Annotated in this window: 7 protein-coding genes; all 7 read right to left on the bottom strand. The window is 71.3% G+C overall.

Features of this window, described 5'->3' with window-relative positions:
- Positions 1-1,387: transglycosylase domain-containing protein (locus tag D7W79_RS46460; protein ID WP_208729777.1), on the bottom strand; the 1,387-nt coding region annotated here is incomplete at its 3' end.
- A complete protein-coding gene (locus D7W79_RS20180) occupies positions 1,387-7,284 on the bottom strand; it encodes an Ig-like domain-containing alpha-2-macroglobulin family protein (protein WP_120527017.1) in 5,898 nt (1,965 codons plus the stop codon). The genes D7W79_RS20180 and D7W79_RS46460, both read right to left, overlap by 1 nt.
- Before the next feature lie 104 nt (positions 7,285-7,388).
- Positions 7,389-7,601 (bottom strand): hypothetical protein, encoded by a 213-nt coding sequence (locus tag D7W79_RS20185; protein ID WP_120527018.1) that lies wholly within the window; start codon positions 7,599-7,601, stop codon positions 7,389-7,391.
- A gap of 101 nt (positions 7,602-7,702) precedes the next feature.
- A complete protein-coding gene (locus D7W79_RS20190; protein WP_208729778.1) occupies positions 7,703-8,158 on the bottom strand; it encodes a hypothetical protein in 456 nt (151 codons plus the stop codon).
- A 22-nt stretch (positions 8,159-8,180) separates the two neighbouring features.
- Positions 8,181-13,802 (bottom strand): N-acetylmuramoyl-L-alanine amidase, encoded by a 5,622-nt coding sequence (locus tag D7W79_RS20195; protein WP_120527020.1) that lies wholly within the window; start codon positions 13,800-13,802, stop codon positions 8,181-8,183.
- A 101-nt stretch (positions 13,803-13,903) separates the two neighbouring features.
- Complete coding sequence (locus tag D7W79_RS20200) at positions 13,904-18,877, bottom strand: PA14 domain-containing protein (protein ID WP_208729779.1); 4,974 nt, start codon at positions 18,875-18,877, stop codon at positions 13,904-13,906.
- A gap of 268 nt (positions 18,878-19,145) precedes the next feature.
- Positions 19,146-20,204 (bottom strand): hypothetical protein (locus D7W79_RS43720; RefSeq protein WP_158617007.1); only part of this gene is annotated, 1,059 nt, incomplete at its 5' end.

Consider the following 20,204-nt stretch of genomic DNA (forward strand, 5'->3'; position numbering starts at 1 on the left):
GAGCCTTATCGTCGGCAGCGTCAGATGTGTATAAGCGACAGATGCCCACGCCGTAGTGCGACGCGCTCTCCGTGAGGCTCTGGAAGCCCGCCTCGCGCAGCACGCGCAGCACCTGCTCCGGACCCAGCGCGTCCGCCACGCGCACGGCCGGGATGTTGTAGCTGGACGCCAGCGCCGCCCGCAGCCGCACCGGGCCATGCACGCGCCGGTCGTAGTTCTTCGGCACGTACGCGCCGCCCGGCGTCGCCAGGTGCACCTCCACGTCCGCGAGCACGCTCGACGGCGTGAAGCCCTTGCTCAGCGCCAGCCCGTACGCGAACGGCTTGAGCGCCGACCCCGGCTGCCGCAGTGAGCGCACGCCATCGTTCTGGCCACCCTTTTCCTCGTCCAGGAAGTCCGAGGAGCCCACGTACGCGAGCACCTCGCCCGTCGCGTTGTCCAGGACGATGGCCGCTGCCTCGCCCACGCGCCGGTGCGCCAGCCCGCGCAGCTCCTCCGTGATGGCCTTCTCCACCGCCGCCTGGAGCGCCGGGTCGATGGTCGTCTCGATGCGCGCCGCACGGTCCAGCCCCAGCTCCGGCAGCCGCTGGAGCAGCGCCGTCGTCAGGTGCGGCACCTCGAACACGCGCTCCGGAGGCACCAGGTCCAGCGGCGTCTCCTCCGCCGCCTTCGCTTCCACCTTCGTCAGGAAGCCCTCCTCCACCATGCGCGAGAGCACGTCGCGCATCCCGGCCATCGCCATCTCCGGCCGCCGGTACGGATCCCTCCGCGCGGGCGAGCGCGCCATCCCCGCGAGCAGCGCCGCCTGTCCCTCCGACAGCCGCTCCGCCGGACGCCCGAAGTACCGCTGCGCCGCCGCCTCCACGCCGAACGTGGAGTTCCCCAGCGGCACGCGGTCCAGGTACTCCAGCAGCACCTGCTCCTTGGACAGGTGCGCCGTCAGCCGCAGCGCCCAGAGCGCCTCACCGGCCTTGCCCCACCACGAGCGCTCGCGCGGCACCAGCCTGCGCGCCAGCTGCTGCGGAATCGTGGACGCGCCGGACACGATGCGCCCGGCCGACACGTTGTCGCGCGCCGCCCGGGCCACCGCCACCACGTCCACGCCCGGATGCCACGTGAAGCGTTGATCCTCCGCGGCGATGAACGCCTGCCGCACCTTCGGGGGAATGCGTCCCCCCGGAAGGCCCACACTGCGTCCGTCCTCGCGGGAGAGCACCTCGCGCAGGGCGTGGCCCGTGCGGTCGGTGAGCACCAGCGAGGACAGCGCCTCGCGGGACAACAACGTCCCCGGCAGGGGCCACGCGATGAAGCCCGCGCAGCCCACCACCACGAGCGCCGCGAGAACCGCCACGGCGCGCGCTGCCCCGCGAAGCGTGAGGCGCTTCATCACTTCGCGGCGACCTCGTCCGGCATCAGCACCGGGAAGCGCCCACCCTCGGAGCGGCCGAACACCTCCGGCGTGTACATCTCCTCCGCGTGCGCGGGCTTGAGCACGAAGTCACCCGGCGTCGTGGCCCGGGCGACGAAGCTCGTCACGTGCACGCCCGGGGGCAGCTCGTCGGCGAAGAACACCACGCGGTCATCCCGCATCTCCGTGTGGTTGAACGGCGACCAGAAGCGCGTCGCCCAGACGTTGTTGCCCTCGTCCGTCTCCGACAGGTCCTCCTCGCTCTCGTACTCGTAGCCCTCGCCGGGGCCTTCCTCCTCGCCGGAGCCCGCGGGGCCCGGCAGGCTCGCCGTGCTGGCCAGCGACGTGTCCACCGGCTCCAGGCCCGCGGGCAGCGGCACGTCCACCGCCACGAAGTTGCGCCGCATCGGCGTGGCCACGCGCACGCGCACGCGCACCAGCTCACCCGCGCGCGCCGCCTTCGCCTGACCGCCACCCGAGTACGGCTCGAACCAGCGCTGGACGATGATGCCCCGGTCCATCGGGTCCATCGGCATCTGCGCCGGCGCGTAGCGCAACAGCGCGCCGTAGTAGAGGTTGCCCGTGCCGTTCACCCCGAAGGTGAAGGGCTGCGCCTTGTCCGCCGGGCCCAGCTTCTCCACCGGCACCTGCACCGTCTTCACGCCCATGTCGCGGCCCTTGAAGTCGGCGGACGCAATCACCTGTCCGCCCAGCTTCACCACCGCCTCGAAGGACGGCACGGCCGTCTCCTTGCGGCGCACCACTTCCGACAGCGCCATCAGCGTGAAGGCCGCCTCCTGCGTGTTGCGGAAGCGCCCATCCCCCTCGCGCGCGGAGGCCAGGTAGCGCCCCATCTTCGACACGTAGGGGTGGTCCGGCTGCACGTCCACCAGCGTCTGGAGCACCAGCGCCGTGGTGCGCGTGTCGGAGGACCAGAGCGGCGCGTACGTCTTCGGGTCCGTCTCCTGGAAGTGCACGCCCGCCGCGGTCTCCTGGGCCGTGTTGAGCAGCTCCTGGAGCATCTTCTGGCCCTGCGCGCGGTTGCCCTTCCCCACGAAGATGGCGTCCGTCAGCATCGCCCGCGCGAAGAGCGGCAGCTTCTGCCGCTGCTCGAACAGCTCGTTGTAGTACGACGGCCGCGGCGCCCCCATGCGCGCCAGCGTGTAGAGCGCGAAGGCCCGCGTCTCCGGCCCCACCGCGCTGCAGCCGTAGGCGCACTGCGAGCACACGCCCGCGGCCACCTTGTCCGCCAGGAACTTCTTCGCCTTGTCGAGCACGCCCGCGTTCACCGCGTAGCCCACCTCCTTGGCCCGGGCGAGCGCCAGCGTCGCGTACGCGGAGGCATACGGCGACGAGCAGTCGCTGGAGGCCCAGAAGCGGAAGCCGCCGTCGTGGTTCTGGAGCGCTTCGATCCTGCGCACCGTCGCCGCCACCACCGTGTCCGGATCCAGCGTGCCCTGCGTCTTCAGCGCGTCGTCGCTGAGGAAGCTCCGGACGAACGCCTGCTTCTGCTCGTCCGAACCGCCGGTCCACGCGACACCGAACTTGCCGGACAGGTCGCGCAGCGCGACGAACGGCACCAGCCGCGACGACATCTGCTCCAGGCACCCGTAGGGATAGTCCACCAGCTGGTTCATCGACTCGTCGAACCCGCCCATCACCGTGGAGGACATCGTCACCGTGAGGCCGCCCATGCCCGGACGCACGCCGCCCGGCGGCTTGAGCCCCTCCACGCGCTCGCCCGTCGTGTCGCCGTAGACCGCCACGGCCTCCATGCCCACGGGCAGCTGCACGGGGATCTTCTGCTCCACCGCGTCCGTCTCCCCGCCGCCCGCGACGGCGAAGCGCAGCACCGCGGTGCCCGGCTGCTCGGCCACGAAGGTGAAGCGCACCTCGCGGGCCTTGCCGTCCAGCTGCACCGTCTTCTCCGCGGGACCTTCCACGCGCACGCCGGTGAGCTGCGCGGTGACCTTGGCCTCCTTGATGGCCGGGTTCGTGGTGTGGATGACCACGCCCGCCTCCGCCTTGTCGCCCACGCGCACCAGCCGGGGCAGCGCCGGCAGCGCCAGCAGCGGCTTGGCCACCTGCACCTTGCTCTCGCCCACGCCGAAGCGGTCCGCGTCCGTCACGGCCACCGCCATGATGCGGAAGGTGGTCAGGTTGTCCGGCAGCGTGAACTCCACCTTCGCATTGCCCTGGTCGTCCGTCTCCACCGACTGGAAGACCGCCGTCGTCTTGAAGTTGGACCGGATGCCGGAGCCCGTCGTGTCGGAGCCGCCGGAGCCGCCCGGCCGCGAGCCCTTCTCGCCGTACAGCTTGCGCAGCACCAGGTGGATGAGCGGCTCGCCAATGCGCACCGACAGGCCGCGCTCCTGGAACATCGCGTCCAGCGGATCCGGCGCCTTGTAGCCCGTCAGCCGCAGCACGCCTTCATCCACGGCCCAGAGCGTCACCTCCGACTTCGCGCCCTGGCCCGCCGCGTCCTTCACCGCCACGTTCACCGTCACCTTGTCGCGCGGGCGCTTCTCCGGCGCGTCCGGCGTCAGCGCCACCGACAGGCGCTTGGACTTCTTCTCCACCCGCAGCTGCGTGTAGCCCACGCGGACGGCGGGGCGGCCCGGGTCGTCGCCGGACTCGATGCCCTTGGACGCCTCCACGCGGCCGCGCACCAGCACCACGCCCACGTAGACGTTGGGGATGGCGCCCTCCCCCAGCGGGATGTCCAGCGCGGTGGCGCTGCCCTTGAGCTTCACGCGGCGCACGCTGAGCACGCCCTCGCGCTCCACGGTGACGAGCGCGTCCGCCTGCGGGTACGGGCTCTTCACCAGCACCTTCGCGGTGTCACCCACGTCGTACAGCTGCTTGTCCGCCACCAGGTCGATGCGGTCCGTGTCGTTGCGCTGCCAGGACACCCAGCCGGAGCCGGTGACGTAGAGCGAGTCACGCGTCGTCGCCTTGCGGCCCTTCGCGTCCGTGGCCACCGCCTCCAGCACGTACAGGCCGGGCTCGGCGGGGGTGAACTTGCACTGCTGCGGCGTCGCGGCGCTCTTCACCGAGCACTTCGCCGCATCCGTCTCCACCGGCTCCGTGACGGTGAACCACTGGCCGCCGTCGCCCTTCTTGCGGATGGACTTCCAGTCGCGGCGCTTGATGTTCACGTCCACCGCGACGCCCTCCTGGCGCTTGCCCTCGGGCGATACGGCGACGACTTCCAGGCCCACCTCCTTGCCGGCTTCCGCGAAGCCGGTGGAGAGCATGCGCAGGCCCGCGTAGACGTCCGCGGGGTGCACGATGACGAGGTTGCGGTTGGCGACGCGCTGGCGGTTGACGTCCTCCACCTCCGCCTCCAGCGTGTACTCCCACGTCTTGCCACCGGGCGCGTCCGCCGTGCCCAGCGCCAGCGCCAGCTGGCCCTGCGCGTCCGTGCGGCCGTCACCGGAGCCGAACGATTCGGTGCTGGTCTCCGGGTGCTCGTCGTCCCACCACCAGGTGTTCACGCCGAAGGTGAAGGCCTCGTTGCCCGGGGGCGCGAAGAAGGAGCTGGCGCGCTGCACGTTCCAGCGCACCTGCGCATCGCCCATGGCGCCGCCGAACAGGTAGCGCGCGTCCACGCGGGCGGTGAGCGGCTCGCCGGCCGCGACGTCCTTCTTGGGCACCGCCACGTCCACGCGGAACTGCGGCGCGCGGTACTCCTCCACGCGGAAGGTGCCGCCGTAGCTCAGCGACTCGCCGCCGACCTTCAGCTTCGCGGCCACGTCGTAGTAGCCCAGGGGCATGTCCTTGCCCAGCTTGAGGTCCGCGCGGAAGGTGCCGTACTTCGTGACGGCGGCCTCCGTCTGGAAGACCTTCTCACCGCGCGAGCTGGTCACCGTGATCTGCGCCTTCGCGTTCGCGGGCGGCGACTTGAGCGCGCCCAGGCGGCGGTAGCGCGCCACGCCCTTGAGCATCACGTCGTCGCCGGGGCGGTAGATGCCGCGGTCGGCGAACACGAAGCCCAGGCTGTCCGGGACGCGGCCCTCCCACGCGCTCTGCAGCGAGAACGCGCCGGGCGACATGCCGCCCTCCCACGTGGACAGCGTCACGCCAATGTCCGTGTCCTTCACCGCGGACACCATGGCCCACGGCGTGCTCCAGGCGGACTCCTCCTTGGGCTTGAGCATCTCCGACAGGCCCGGCACCTTCGCCAGGCCGTTGGCGTCCGTCGTGCCCGTCCAGTGCTCCGTGCCCTGCTTGTCCCAGAGCGTCAGCTGCGCGTCCGGCACCGGGGCGCCCGTCGCCAGCGACGTCACCCACACCACGCCGGAGGCGGCCCCCAGCTTCGCGTGCACCGCCAGGTCCGTCACCTGCCCGATGACACGGTGCGGGTACTTCTGATTGAGCGACGGCGCGTTGAGCCGCGCGAGGAACAGGCCCGTCTTCGCCCCGCTGAACGCCGGACGAAGGTCGAGCGGCGACGTGCGCTCCACGTTGCGCGCGGCCTTCGTGTCCACCGTCGTCCGGTAGGGCTCCGAGGACGGCCACTCGTTGGTGTCGATGAGCTGCGCGAGCTGCGCGGGGGACAGCGACCACACCTCCGCCTGCACCTCCGGGACGTTGGTCGTCACCAGCGGGATGGAGCCGTCACCGGACGCCTCCACCAGCGCCTCGCGCGAGCCGGAGTCGAAGGCCGGCTCCACGTCCGCCAGCTTCACCTCGCCCTGGAAGGCGGGGCCCGTCTGGCCGAAGAGATCCTTGTAGCCCGCGGCGACCTTGATCTTGTACGTGGTGCCGGGGCGGTAGCGGCCGGGCAGCGACACGTACGGGTTCTTCAGCTCCGCGCCCGAGTACGGCATCTGCGTCTGCACGCGCTCCCAGTCGATCTCCGCCTTCGGCTCCAGCGTCACCTTGCCCTTGAGCGAAGCGGCATCCAGCTCATTGGACGTGAAGAGGATGAGCGGGCCGTAGGGGCACTTCTCCTCGCCCCAGGTGAACACGCACGCGCCCGCGGACTCCATCTTGAGCGCGCCGTAGGTGGCGTACGCGTAGCGCACCGCCTCGCCCATGGGCAGCGGGCCGTCCGTGCCCGTCAGCTCCCCGTCCACCACCAGGGTGAACTGCGTCCCCGCCGGCAGCTTCTGCGCGGGCTTCAGCTCGTACTTCACGCGGCGGTCCTGGGACTTGCGCTCCGGGCCGCTGCCCACCTGCGTCTCCTTCAGGTCCGCGTACGCCGTCGCCTTCACCAGCGTGAGCGGCACCGGAGCGCCGGTCGCGGGCTCCAGGCGCGCGTGCTGCGCCAGGTCCTTCACCGCCTGGTTGAAGGTGAGCGTGAAGACCTGCTCCGGCTGCAGCCAGCGGTACTCCGCCTCCGGCTGCGCGGACTGGATGGACGGGCGCGGCGTCTCGAACTGGAAGGTGTACGGCTCCGCCAGCGCGGTGCCGTCCATGGCCTTGAGGCCCGCGGGCACCGTCACCGTGTACTGCGTCCCCAGCTTCACGCCCGAACTCGGCACGAACTCCACGCTCGCGGAGCCCAGCCAGCGCCACTCGCCTTCCAGCGCGGGGGCGATCTTCGCGGGCGCCGCCAGGCCGCGCTCCGCGGCGACGGAGCCCAGGGCGATCATCGGCTTGGTGAAGGTGATGGTCGGCCGGACGTTGCCGTAGGCCTGGCCTTCGGGCCGCACGGCCGCGATGGAGAGCGGGCCCTGCTCGGCGGCGTCCTGGGCGTCGATCTTCAGCGCGGGAGGCTCGGGCAGCGGCTCGACGGCGATGCCAGGGGACTTCGAGGACGGAGTCGGCGCGGTGCCGGTCTCCGACGGGCCGCCCTTCGCGTCCTTGTCGCCCCGCGAACACGCGGTCGCGACGACAAGGCAGAGGGCCAGCAGGGAGAGTCTGCGCATGGTGGGGCTCACGGAGTTCCAGGGCGGGCACACGTGGCTGTCCCCCCTGAAAAATGACGCGAGCACCGTACCATGGGGCCCCCCGCCCCGCTGTCACTCCTGAGTCATCCGGGCAGCCGCGGATCCGTGCCTCGGATTCCGAGCGATTGAGAGTTCCGGACCGGCACCGGAACGCGGGGGTAACGCGGCCGGCCATCCAGCACCGGGGGGCCGTCCGCGAGCACGGACGTGGGCGCGAAGGCCCGGGCGACGGACACGACGCAGCCGCCCAGCAGCTTGCGCCAATGGGACTTGGGACGACGGGCGGGTGACGCCATGGATGCCTCCGACCGGATGGGGGGAGACACCAAGGTGGAAGGGGGGCCGCCCACCGGCCATCGCACCGGTGCGCCGCCCCCCATCCTCCAGCGGACAGCGCCTACTTCGGCTCCTGCCCGATGTACTTCTCGACGAGGGCGTTGATCTTCGTCTCGCAGGCGCCCTCGCAGACCAGGTAGCGCAGGCCGTTGACGGGGTCGTGGAGGCGGGCCGCGAGCGTCGCGGAGATCACGAAGGTGACCTCCTTGCGCTGCTTGCCCTTGCCGGACACCAGCGTGCCGCGCACGACGCAGGACGCCCAGTCCACCCGGTCATGCACCTCCTGCTCCGCGATGGGAGTCGCCGAGCGCAGGTACGTGAGCGCCTCCTCCGCGGAGAGCTTGAAGTAGCCGCAGTGCTCCTTGTCGGTGCTGTTCTCGGCGCCCTCCTCCATGCCGGCGGACAGATGCTCGATGCGCGCGTTCGCCGGGACGGACCACCGGGGTGGCTCGGCCTGCGCGAGCGTGGCCGCGAGGCCGGCGAGCACCGTCATCCCGGCCCAGCGCCGGAGCTTCATTGCCTGAGGGATGTGTCGCATGTCAGTACCCGAAGCCCTTTCCTTCTCCGCGCGGCGTGTCCTTGTAGGCGATGACGCCGTGCACGTAGACGTCCGCGTCCGTGAGTTTGTAACGGTCCTGCAGCACGCTCACCAACGCTTGGACCGCGGAGACCTGGGCCGCGGTGGGCTCATTGAACGCCCCCTTGGCATCCTTGACGCCCACCACCTCGATGCCGATGGAGTCCTCGTTGAGGGGGTAGCGGTCCGGGTAGCTCTTGGTCAGCTCGTGCTTGTAGACGTCCTTCTTGCGGTCGGAATAACCGGCGACGCGCTTGGGGTCCCACAGGTTCTTGAGCGCCGCCTTCTCCGTCGCCGAGCAGGTGTTCTCCTCCTCGCAGCGCGCACGGATCTGCCCCACGTGCGAGGCCATCTGGTCCAGCTTCATCGTCTGGATGATGCGCCCGTCCTCGGTCACCAGGAAGTGGGCGCCGGTCTTCTGCCCGTCGCGGTAGGCGTTCAACGTGCTCTCCGCCGTGGATGCGCTCGTGCGGTGCAACACGATGGCATTCACGCTCTTGAGATTCCCACCCTCCAGCGTCTTGAAGCGGTTCATCTCCACGACATAGGACGTGACCTCGACCTCCGGCTCCTCCTTGGGGGCTGGCGCGGCGGCCGCCTTGGCCTTGAAGCCGCTGGGGTCCACGAAGCGCGTGGGCGCGTTGCGCGCGTACGCGTAGAGGTTGCACTCCACGGGGCTGTCCACGCAGAGCGACGGCTGCTCCAGGAAGAGCGGGTCCGGCGTGAGGAAGCGGTTGATGACCGGGTCGTAGTCACGCGCGCCCATGCGCGCGAGCCCCAGGTCCACGTCGAAGCCCTTCTCCACGTAGTCGAGCACCTCCGCGCTCACCGGGCGGAAGCTCCGCGCGCCGAACGGTGAAGCGACGAGCAGCTGCCCCAGCGCGTCCGCCATCACCGTGCCCCGGCTGTCCGTGCCCACGAGCTGGAAGACGCCGTCGTTCACCAGCCCCATCACCTGGCGGGCGAACCGGAACGGCTTCGTCAGGCCTCCCTTCGACAGCAGCGCGCCGCCGTCCAGGTAGGCCGCCTGCGGCACCGTGCCCGCGAGCTTGAGCAGCCGCTGTCCGGACTCGTCGTAGAGGAAGCGCCACTCCTCCTGGCCCGGGCGATGGGCGCGGGCCACCTGGCCGTTGGGGCCGTACTCGAACACCAGGTCGCCGCGCGACACGGTGCGGCCCAGGTCGTCGAACGTGTACGTCACGCTGCCGACGGTCAGGGTGTTGCCCAGCCGCGTCAGCGCCTGGTGCACGCCGTCCTGTTCGATGGCGGAGGGCAGGCCCTGGCTGTCGTACGCATAGGCATACGCGTGCCCGCTGTCCTGCGACGCGGTGAGGAAGCCGCGCGGCGAGTACGCGTAGTCTCGCTCCAGCGTGACGCCGTTGGAGCCGTAGGACTCCGCGGCCACGTTGCCCCGGTTGTCCAGCCGCTGCGCCACGGTGGCGGTCCACCCCGGGCCCTGCTGCGCCTTGGTGAGCTGCCGGCGCGTGAGCGGGTCGCGGCCCAGCGTCACGCGCGTGCCGTTGGCGAAGTCCGCCGTCACCGGCTGCCCTTCCGCGTCGTAGCCGTAGAGGGCCAGGAGCATGCCGTCCAGCCGCGTCTCCGCCAGGCGGCCGTGCGCGTCCCAGCGGTCCTCCTGCGTGTGCGAGGACAGGAGCACCCCGGCCGCGTCGCTCACGAGCGTCGTCTCGCGCGCGACGTCGCCGCCGTCGCTGTAGACGAACTGCGTGTCCACCGTGCGCCAGCCCGTGAGGGTCACCACCCGGCGCGACACCTTGCCGTCCGCGCGGTACTGGAAGGTCTTCTGGAAGCCCTGCCCTTCCACGCCGGTGAGCTCGCCCAGGTGCGTGCGCGTGAGCGGGGCCTGGGGCGTGGCGCCGTCGTAGTAGAAGCGGTAGCGCTGCGTGGCGCCGGTGCCCGGGTCGGTGTGCAGGGCTTCCGTCTTGCGGCCCAGGCCGTCATACGTCCAGCCCTCCGTGCTGCGGGCCACGCCCGCCGGGCTCAGCATCCGGCGCTGCGTGGGCAGGCCGGAGACCGGGTCGTAGGCGTAATCCACCGTGGCGATGCCCTCGCGCGCCACGCGCGTCACGCGGCCGTGCGCGTCCAGGGCCAGCTGGTGGTGCTTGCCGTCCGGCAGCTTCACGTCGCGCACGCGACCCAGCACGTCGTAGGTGTACTCGTAGCGCGTGCCGTCCGCGTCCTGGAAGGCGCGCACGCGGTCGCTGCCGTCGGTCCAGCGTGACGTGGTGAAGGTGCCGTTCTCCACCACGTCCCGCCGCAGCCCCGCCGCCTCCACCGCCAGCGTCACGTGCTCCTGGCGCTGGACGCCCGTCTGGAGGACGGCGGAGGACTCCGCGACGTGGCCGAAGCCGGCGCTCCGGCTGAAGCCCAGCGACGCGGTCCCCGTCAGCAGGTCGCCATAGGTCACCTGCTCCGGCTGGAGCGTGCCCGGCGCGTGGGGGCGCGCGTACCGCCGCGTCTCCAGCTGGGCCGGGTCGTAGGTGGTGACGGGCTGGAAGGACCAGCCTCCGGGCATCCGCTGCGCCGTCGCCACGGGCTCACCGGCCGCGGTGCTCCACTCGGCCGCCTGGCGCCGCGCGCCGCCCTGCGTGTCCACCAGCGACTCCACCTGCACCAGCGCGGGCGTGAGCGCGGTGGCGTACTGGTAGGACAGCTTCGTGGAGGGGTTCGTCTCCGTCGCGAGCCCCTGGTCGTCCCACTGCCGCGTGAGCCGCTCCAGGCCGTCGTAGCGGAAGGACTCCGTGTAGCTCGCCGTGCCCCGGCCATAGCGCAGGGCGCGGGCGGCGTCCGTCAGCGGGTCGCGGTCGGTCACCTCCACGGTGGTGCCGTCCGGGGACGTCACCTTGCGCAGGAGGGTGCCGCCCGGCTCGAAGTCGAACCAGGTCGTGCCCTGCCCCGGCACGGCGACGTGCTCCACGGAGTAGTCCGGCCGGTAGAAGACGTCCTGGAGCGTCAGCGCGCCGGTGGGCGACAGGCTCTCCAGCTTCTGGACCATGCCCACCGCGTTGCGCGTCGTGCGCGACTCGTGGCGGAAGTCCAGCGTCGCGTCCGCGTGCTGGCCCGTCAGCACCACGTTCGCGTCCAGGCAGTGCAGGTGTCCCGCGAGCCCGGACAGGGTCGCGCGGGTGCGCTCGGTGGTGAGCGTGCCGTTCGCGGTGTGCAGCACGCTGCGGGCCGGGCACAGCTCCGCGGTGTATGCCTGCACCTCCGTCCACTCCTCCACCTGGCGCGAGCCGGAGCGCCACCCGGTGTGCTGCTCGCGCAGCCGCTTCCACGGAAGGCCGAAGGAGCTTGTCGCCTCGTACACGCGCCACTCGAAGCGCTCCACGCCCGGGGTGCGCGTGTCGGTGGACGTGCTGGAGACGAGCAGGCCGGTCTGCCGCTCGTCATGCGCGAAGGTGGACGTGTCCGTGACCACCGGCGTGACGCGCGACACGTCCTCGTAGCCCAGCAGCGTGCGGCTCACCGGGTGCATGACGGGCTTCGCGTAGTCGTAGGTGATGTGCTCGGGGGTATGGCCGGAGGACGTCACGTCCAGCGCGGAGAGGACCGCCTCGCGCTGGTGGATGCCGGGGACCGCGGGGCTCCACGCGTACTGGAACGCCAGGCGCGTGCCCTTGCCGTCGTCCGCGGAGCGCATGAGCCCCGAGCCCGGTGCATCCAGGGTGACGGCGTACGCCTGCCCCAGCCGCACCGTGTTGAGCTGCGTGCCGCCGGTGCCGGTGAGGTCGCCCACCACCACCGGGCCGGGCAGCCCGTCGAAGAAGTCACCCAGGGGCGCGCGCACCTCCGCGAACTCCTCGCCGGTGTTCACGAAGAAGAGCGCGTAGCCCTGCTGCCACAGCACCAGGTCCGACAGGCCGTCCTTGTTCAGGTCCACGAACGCAAGCTGGTAGTCCAGGAACCCGCTCAGCTCGCCGCCGTACCACAGGCGCACCGGCATGCCCTGGCCCGCGCCGTCAAAGCGGTACTGGCCCTGCCCGTACCAAACGACGAGCCCGCCCTCGTGGCGCGCGACCAGGTCCGACTGCCCGTCGCCGTTGAGGTCCTGCACCCAGCTGGTGTGCGGGGTGAAGTACGGCATCAGGCCGCCGCTCACCCTGGGGCCGAACGCGGGCGCCACCGGGTCCGTGCCCACGTTGGGCAGGACGTCGTAGCCGCCCTCGTACACGCGCAGCAGGTCCGGACGCCGGTCGCGGTTCAGGTCCACCAGGCGCGTCTGCGGCCCCAGCTCCCAGTTGCCCGGGAGCGACTGGCGGTTCACGAGCTGGCCCTCGCGCGAGCACACCGTCAGCTCCGTCGACTGCCAGGCGCCGTCCGCGCGCAGGTCCACCACCTGGTGCGCGTCCGTGTCCGGGCCCAGCTGCACCAGGTGCCGGGGCTCGTTGTAGACGGACTCCGGCGGGCGGCACTCGGGCACGGTGCCCGGGCCGGCAGCCGGCAGCTCCTCCACGCGGAAGCCGCTGCCCTCCTGCACGAAGAGCGTCTGGCGCTGGTGGTGCTCCACATCCAGCCGCCCGTCCTGATCCACGTCCAGCAGGGCCGCGTGGTCCGGCTGGAAGGCGTCGCCGCCGAACGCGGTCAGCAGGCCGTCCAGCCCGGGCGCGGCCTGGAACCGGGCCGCCTGCAGCGCCTCATCCGACTCCGCGTAGGTGTAGTGCGTGGCGGGCGGCGTCGCGCCGGAGGCGAACACCTGCTGCACATCGGTGAGGCGGAACGCGGGGCCCTGGGCCTCGTCCTGGTACGTCAGCACGTAGTGGAAGCGCTCCACGGGCGTGCCCGCGGCCGCCGTGCGCACGCGCAGCGCCACCTCCTGGACGCGGCGGTCCAGCTTCAGGGGCGCGCCGCTGCGGTAGTCCACCGTGGCGAGCGTCCGGGGCGCGTACGCGAAGGCCACCTCGTAGTGGAAGTCCTCGCCCCGGCCGCCGTAGCGCACGCGGTCCAGGAAGGGCCGGCCGGAGGGGTTCACCGTCCAGTCCAGCCGCGCGCCCTGGCCGGTGGCATCCCGCGCCTCCTCCAGGAACCACGTGTGCGTGCCGCGCGGCGTGTCCACGCGCACCTGCGCGCCGAAGGTCCACCGGCTGCCGTCCGGCAGGAACGCCACCAGCGAGGCGCCCGTCTCCACCACCCGCACGCCCGCGGTGAAGTCCACCGGGTACCACACCCCGTCCGTGCCCTTCACCATGCGGCCCCAGGGGCCGGACAAATCATCGGTGGCATAGTCCACCTCTCCTCGCGCGCGCGTGCGCTGGACGGTGAGGCTGGTGCCCCAGCCCATGCCCCATTCATTCAGGCCGCCGTCGGGCGAGTACGTCGGGAAGGGCTGCACGAGCAGCGGCCCCCGGTCCTGCGGCACCTGGAACGGGGATGGCAGGCTGAAGCCGCCCCGGCTCACGTCGGCGGGACCGAAGGTGGTGTGGGCGTACTGCCCCACGAGCGAGCCTCGCTGCGGAGCGGCGAGCTCCGGCGCCTGGACGCGTGAATCCGCGAACGGCATGCCCTGGGCATAGGCCCCGGGCGCGGCAAGACATAACAAGGCCACGGACAGCTTCCGTAGCGGTGACATGGTGACTCCTGCTGGAAGTGGGATGGGAAGAAAAGCGGGGAGCGCCGTTGCCGGCGCTCCCCTGGGAACGGCTCACCCGCGGCCCGTGACGGGCCGCCGGCCTACTGGCACACCAGCGGCTCCGGCATGGAGCCCACGGTGCGGCGATCCACCTGGTACACGAGCACCAGCTCCGTGGCCGCATCCAGCGGGTGGATGGGGTTGGTGCGCAGGCCCGTCACGTCGAAGCGCGCGGTGCTGAAGGGCGACAGGCCGTCGCCGCCGGTGAACTGCTCGTTCTCCGGCATCGTCAGCTCCTTCGTCTGGAAGGTGCTGATGGCATCCGCGGACAGACCGAACAGCACGCGGTTCTGCCCCAGCCGCCACCGGGCGCCCTCCAGCAGGTCGTCCTCGATGAAGTACTTCTTCAGGCCCTGCGAGCCGGTGAAGGTCAGCTCCTGCTCGAACGTGGTGGCCGAGCGCAGGAACTGCCCGTTGAGCGTGGTGTTCTCCGCGGACGTCGAACCGCCGGCGCGCACGAGGTACAGCCCCATGCGGTGGAGGATGGGCGTCGCCTCCGTGCACTGGAGCGACCCGGACACCGCGCCGTCCGCGGCGTAGAAGTCCGAGGGCACCAGCTGCACGGAGAAGGCCGCCTTGGGGCTCGCGGTGTTCAGCAGCGAGTCCCACACCGCCTTGGAGCGCTCCGGGCTGGCCTTCAGCCACGGCGACGCGGGCGCGGGGACGCCCGGCTTCGGGAAGCTCAGGGCCACGAGCGTGTAGTTGGGGTCCTTGTCCGCGAAGCGGCCGTCGGCCAGGGCGCTCGTCACCTCGTTCACGGCGGTGAGCTCCAGGTCGGCCAGGTTCACGTACGCCTGCGACCAGTCGGCGCGCACCAGGTTGGTGAAGGCCGTCCGCGTCTTCAGGCCGGCGAGCACCGACGGGTAGCGCAGGTCCAGCACCGGGAACAGGTGGTCCGTCACCAGCACGGACAGGGCCTGGGTGCTCTGGCGCAGCTTCTCACCGTCCAGGTTGCGCAGACTCCAGGCGGGCACCAGCCGCAAGAGGCGGCTCTGCTGCTCCAGGGCGTCCTCGTCGCGCGACAGCGCCTTCATCTCCAGCGACAGAAGCTCCATCTGCCGCTCGACGGCGCGGATCTCCACCTTGCGCTCCAGCCGCGCCAGCTCCTTGGACACGAAGGTGTCGTAGAGGGACATGAGCGACGCGGGGAACTGGCTCACGTCGCACACCGTGTTGCAGGTGCCGGTGACATTGCACTGGGTCTCCTCGCGGCAGGCCGTGTTGAGCGCGCTCGTGGCCGCCTGGCGGCGGGCCGCCATGTCCTGGGAGAGCACCCGGCCCTGGTTGACCAGGGCCTCGGTGGCGGTGCGCATGTCCGTCAGCACCCGGGCCATGGCCGGCGCCATCTGGCGCACGGCGGAGCCCGCGGGCACCAGCTTCTGCATCTCCACCGTCAGCGAGTGCGTCGTGTCCGGCGAGCACGTGAACGTGGAGCCGGGCAGCGCCACCTTCGCGGCGTCGTTGGCCACCAGGTACAGGTCCACGCCCGGGTCCGTCTGCGTGTCAGAGAGCCCCGGCTTGCGGCCGATGATGACGGACATGGCCGGCTGCACCACCTGCACGTCGCGCACGACCTGGGTGTTCTTCTCCACCTGCACCAGCAGGAGCGAGCCCACGGGCAGGTTCGGGAACGGTGTGCCCGGCAGGCGGATGCCGGTGTTGTACGTGGCGCTGACGCGTTGGTCACCGCCGTTGGTGTTGTCCGCGGTGGTGCGGCGGCCCTTCTCGCTGGACAGACACGCCTCCGCGTAGGCGTAGACAGAGGCCTCGACCTTGACGAAGAGGTCCCAGCTGGCGCCCGCCTCCACCCGCGCTCCCGCACAACCCCGGCTGGAGCTGGACGAGCCCGAGTAGTTGGACGTCGCGTTGGACTGCGCGGTGAAGGCGCTGTCGCTGAAGGACACCAGGTAGCCCTCCGGGCCGGTGAGCGCGTTGGACACGTTCACCCCACCCAGGGTGCCCTGGGTCTGCATCGGCTTCTGCAGCTGCGCCTTGGACAGCACGCACGCGGGGGCCCACTGGTTGCGCGCGGAGAGGTTGATGATGTCGCCCGCGTTCGCGGCCTGCGTCCACACCGCGCCGTTCTTGCGCACGGCGTAGCTGGTGAAGTTGCCCTGGCTCATGCCCGGCTCGAAGCGAGCCTCCTGGGCGGAGATGACCAGCGTGTCCGGAGTGCCGCGGGAGATGGCCAGGCGCGCCAGGTCCGCGGACTCCGCCTCGCTCGCCACGTTGAACGCGGCGGCGAAGTCACCGAAGGCGGCGTCCTCCAGGGCCGCGTTGGCGCGCAGCCCCGTCAGGTCCACGGCCAGCTGGTCGAACTGGGTGAGCCGCAGCTTGAGCTGATCATGCACGCTGGTGCGCTGCTGGACGTTGCCCATCTCCGCCAGCCGCGCATTCACGTATTCCGTGCGGTGTTGGATGAAGTCCGCCTTGTCCGTCGTCAGCTTCTGGGTGCGCTGGGTGATGAGGTTGTCCAGCTGGGCGCGCTTGGCCTCCTGGATGCCGGCGCGCAGCGAGTTGCGCGCGCTGGGCAGGAAGGTGCCCGTGCGCAGGTAGCTGGCGGTGCGCGTGTTGCCGTCCTGGATGGCGCGCGACAGCATCAGCGCGGCGGCGGGCGTGGCGGTGGGGGACGTGCCCATCAGCAGCGACGACGAGTAGTCCGTCGCGCCGTAGACCTCCTTCACGGCGGTCCGCAGGGACGCGTGGCGCTGGCGCAGCAGGTCGAAGAGGTTGCGCCAGGCGTTGCGCTCCGCGGGGGCCAGGGCCAGGTTGGAGGCGCCCTGCACCGCGGTGTTCAGGCTCGTCTCGTCCGCCATGGCGCCGTACAGCCGCCACAGCTCGGACACCTCGGTCTGCACGGGCGGCGGGCCCGCGCACACCATGAAGCGGCAGCCCAGGTCGTGCATCAGGCTGACGTCCGCCAGGCGGTCATGCAGGCCGTGCAGGCCGTCGCCCAGGAGCATCAGGAGGGGCGCGTTGTTCAGGGGCAGCGACGTGGAGCCGCCCACCGGCGTGAGGGCCGCCTGGAGCATCGCGCGGTCCGTGGAGAGGCCGGTGTTGAACGGGTCCCCGGCGATGAGCTGCGTGCCGTCCTGGCTGAGCAGGCCGCCCGCGTAGGCCATCTTCCAGAAGTCGCTGAAGGTCAGGTCCAGGTCCTTCCACAGGGCCTCCGGCAGCGCGGCGCCGCCGTACACCTGGGTGCGCGCCAGGCCGTACCACTGGTCCAGCCGCGCCATGCGCGCCTGGAGGTCCGCCTGGATGAGCTGCCCCTGGCTGTCGCGCTTCAGCGCGAGGACGTCCTTGCGCAGCAGCGCCTGGCTGATGTCGTACCAGGCCTGCTTGTAGGGTGAAGGGCCGGAGCAGGACACCGCGGCGGCGCTGGCGGCCGCGTCCATGCAGCGCTGCCAGACGGTGGCGACGCGGTCCGCGGGGACATGGGACTGGGCCATCCGGTGGCACATGGCCAGGGTGGCGTCCACGGCGCCGGTGGACGCGCACGCCTCGGCGGCGGCCGGGGGCGTCCAGGCGTTGCAGTTGTTGGACGTGAGGTCCGGCTCGTCGAAGTACTCCGCGCGCAGGCCGTGCGTGGAGGACGCGGTCAGGTAGAGCCGCTCCGTGGGGATGACGACGAAGCCGCTGGAGCCCGGCGGCGTCCAGCGCAGGCGGGCCGTGGCGTTGTCACCGTTGTCGAAGTACTCCACGCGCAGCGCGTAGCGCTGACCGGCCTGGAGGTTGACGGTGGTGGTGTACGACGTCGACGCCTGGGGGAACCACGCGTCGATGCGCAGCGTGTTGTCCACCCACAGCCGCATGCCGTCGTCGGTGGTGATCTCGAAGGTATAGGTGCCGGTGACGGGCGCTTCCACCTCGCCCGTCCAGCGTGCGGAGAACGTCTCCGGAGCGATGGCGCCTGACGGCGAGCCCCGGCCCCAGCTGAAGTCGATGGTGGGGTCGACGCGCGTCACGCGGTTGAAGTCCGGGTAGTCCGCGTAGCGCTGGAGGATGAAGTCCTGCTGCGCGGGGGTGAGCAGCTGCCCCTGGAGCTCGAAGAGCGTCTTGAAGGAGTCCACCAGGTTGCGCTGGAGCAGCGGCTGGTCCACGGACGTGGACGGCAGGGACGCCACGCGGTCCCACGTGGCCTGCAGCCGGCCATACTTCGTCTGGGCGCTGGAGAACGGCACCTCATCCGCCGTGAGGCAGAGAGGCCGGCTGGGCAGCGCCGGGTCCTGCCGGACGTCCGCCGCGCCGCCGAGCTCCGACAGCATCTTTCCAGGCTGCGAGTACTTCACGCTGCCGCCGGCCAGCCCGTCGCACGTGGCCGGATTGGACTCCGTGCCGAAGGACGAGTGACGGCAGGTCGGATAGATGGGCGCACCGTTGCAGGCGGTGGTGCCGCAGACCGGATCCTGGCTGGTGACCCAGTTCACGGCCACGTTGTCGATGACGACGCTGCACGCCTCGGTGAAGTCGTCCTCGGTGATGTAGAGATCGTCCTCCGCGGTGATGACCTCGGAGTCGCCGTACGTGCGGGAGCCCGGCGTCACGCTGACGATGGTCAGCGGATGGCCCGGGAACTCCAGGCCCTGGGCGCGCAGCGCGGCGACAACCTCATTGGCGGCCTGGGTGCACGTCTTGGAGTACATCGACCTGTACGTCGTCTTGCACGGCGGCTTCCTTGAGTAGTCGCAGGCGCGCGTCATCTGGTACACGCCGTAGGCCGTCCCCATGTGCGTCTGCCGCGCGTAGCCGGTGGGGTGGTTGCACGTGGCGGTGCAGGTGGCCGGCTCGTATCCGATGATGCCGCCGCACGCGGACGAGCTGCCGGACTTGAAGCACAGGTCGCGGTACTCCCACGGCCCCGTGCACTTCTGGGAGAGGCCACTGCCCACGACCGGCTCGGAGGTGGGCCGGCAGGAGGCGCCATCCAGCGCTTGCGCCTGCGCGGCCATGGCCTCGACTGCCGGTGTTTCGGGTTCGGGCTCCGGTCCGCAAGCCACCAGGCCCACGGTGGCCACCAGGGCCCACCATGCTCTTCGTACGCCTCGCCTCATCGACATTCCCCTCTTGGGACAGACCCCGGCCGTCGCGTTCGCGGCATTGCGCGAACACGTCCATGGCGGGGTGTGGTGATGGGTCATCCAGACGCGCGACGCGACCTCGCCGCCCGCGAAGGCGGTGCGAGACCCCAACAACGACGTGGCGTATCCGGAGACTTGCGCGGAATACGACTTGCCGAATTATTCCTGGTTGCGGCTTCCGCGCGGACGAGACGCGAGTCGGACTCTACCCGTGGGGAAGCAGCAGGCTCCCGGCGGCGAGTCCCAGCAGGAAGGCCACGGCGACGAGCAGCATCACCCAGCGCACGGCGACGCCCGTCGCGCGCGGGACCTGTTGACCCACGGTGGCGCGGGTGGGCGCGGACTCGTCCGGCACGAGGATGCGGACCTGGATGGCGGCGGTGCGCAGCACCTCGTCCACGTCGGTGAGGAACTTCTCGTACTCCTCGGGCGCGAGTTCCAGGGGGCTGCCGTGCTGGAACTCGTAGCGCCTGGCCACGGCCTCGTGGTTGCGCAGCGAGGCCTGTCCCTTGGCCACGTCCACCCAGCCCGCGACGAGCGCCGGCGCGGTGCCCTTGCGGTCCACGAGCGAGATGGCCTGCCGGGCCTGCTTGCCGCCCGCGGTGCTGGGGCCTTCGGGCTCGTCCACGCGCAGGATGCGGTGCGGGGAGCGGCCGTAGATCTTGTGCTGGAGCTCGGCCTTGAGGCGCTCCGCGAGCAGGGCGGAGTGGGTGGCGAACATCGTGCGCAGCTCGGGCGTCTGCGCGGCCTGGCTCGCCGCCTGCGCGGAGGGCAGCGGCGCGAAGATCATCGGCTCCGGCCGGCTGGCCTTCGGTGGACCGTCAGCGCGTGCCGCGCGAGGCGGCTCGGAGGAACTGCCGTCCAGTTCGGCACCACGGCCCGCGTGGATGAGTTCCGGCAGCTCGAACTCCTCCTCCTTCGCGACGTCACGGCCACCGCCGCGCGAGGCGCCACCGCTCCGGGGAGGACGGATGATTTCCGGAAGGCCCTGGCCCTCCTCGCGGGCACCATTGCGACCCGGACGGATGATTTCCGGAAGGCCCTGGCCTTCCTCGCGGGCACCACTGCGACCCGGACGGATGATCTCCGGAAGGCCCTGCCCTTCTTCACGCGAGCCGCCACGACCGTCGTCCCGCGTGCCGCCTCGACCCGGGCGGACGATCTCTGGAAGGTCCTGCCCCTCTTCGCGAGTCACCGCGCGACCCGGCCGCGCGATCTCCGGAAGGCCCTGCCCTTCCTCGCGCGCACCGCCACGCGAGGGGCG

The organism is Corallococcus exercitus (genome assembly GCF_003611585.1).
GTDB lineage: Bacteria > Myxococcota > Myxococcia > Myxococcales > Myxococcaceae > Corallococcus > Corallococcus exercitus.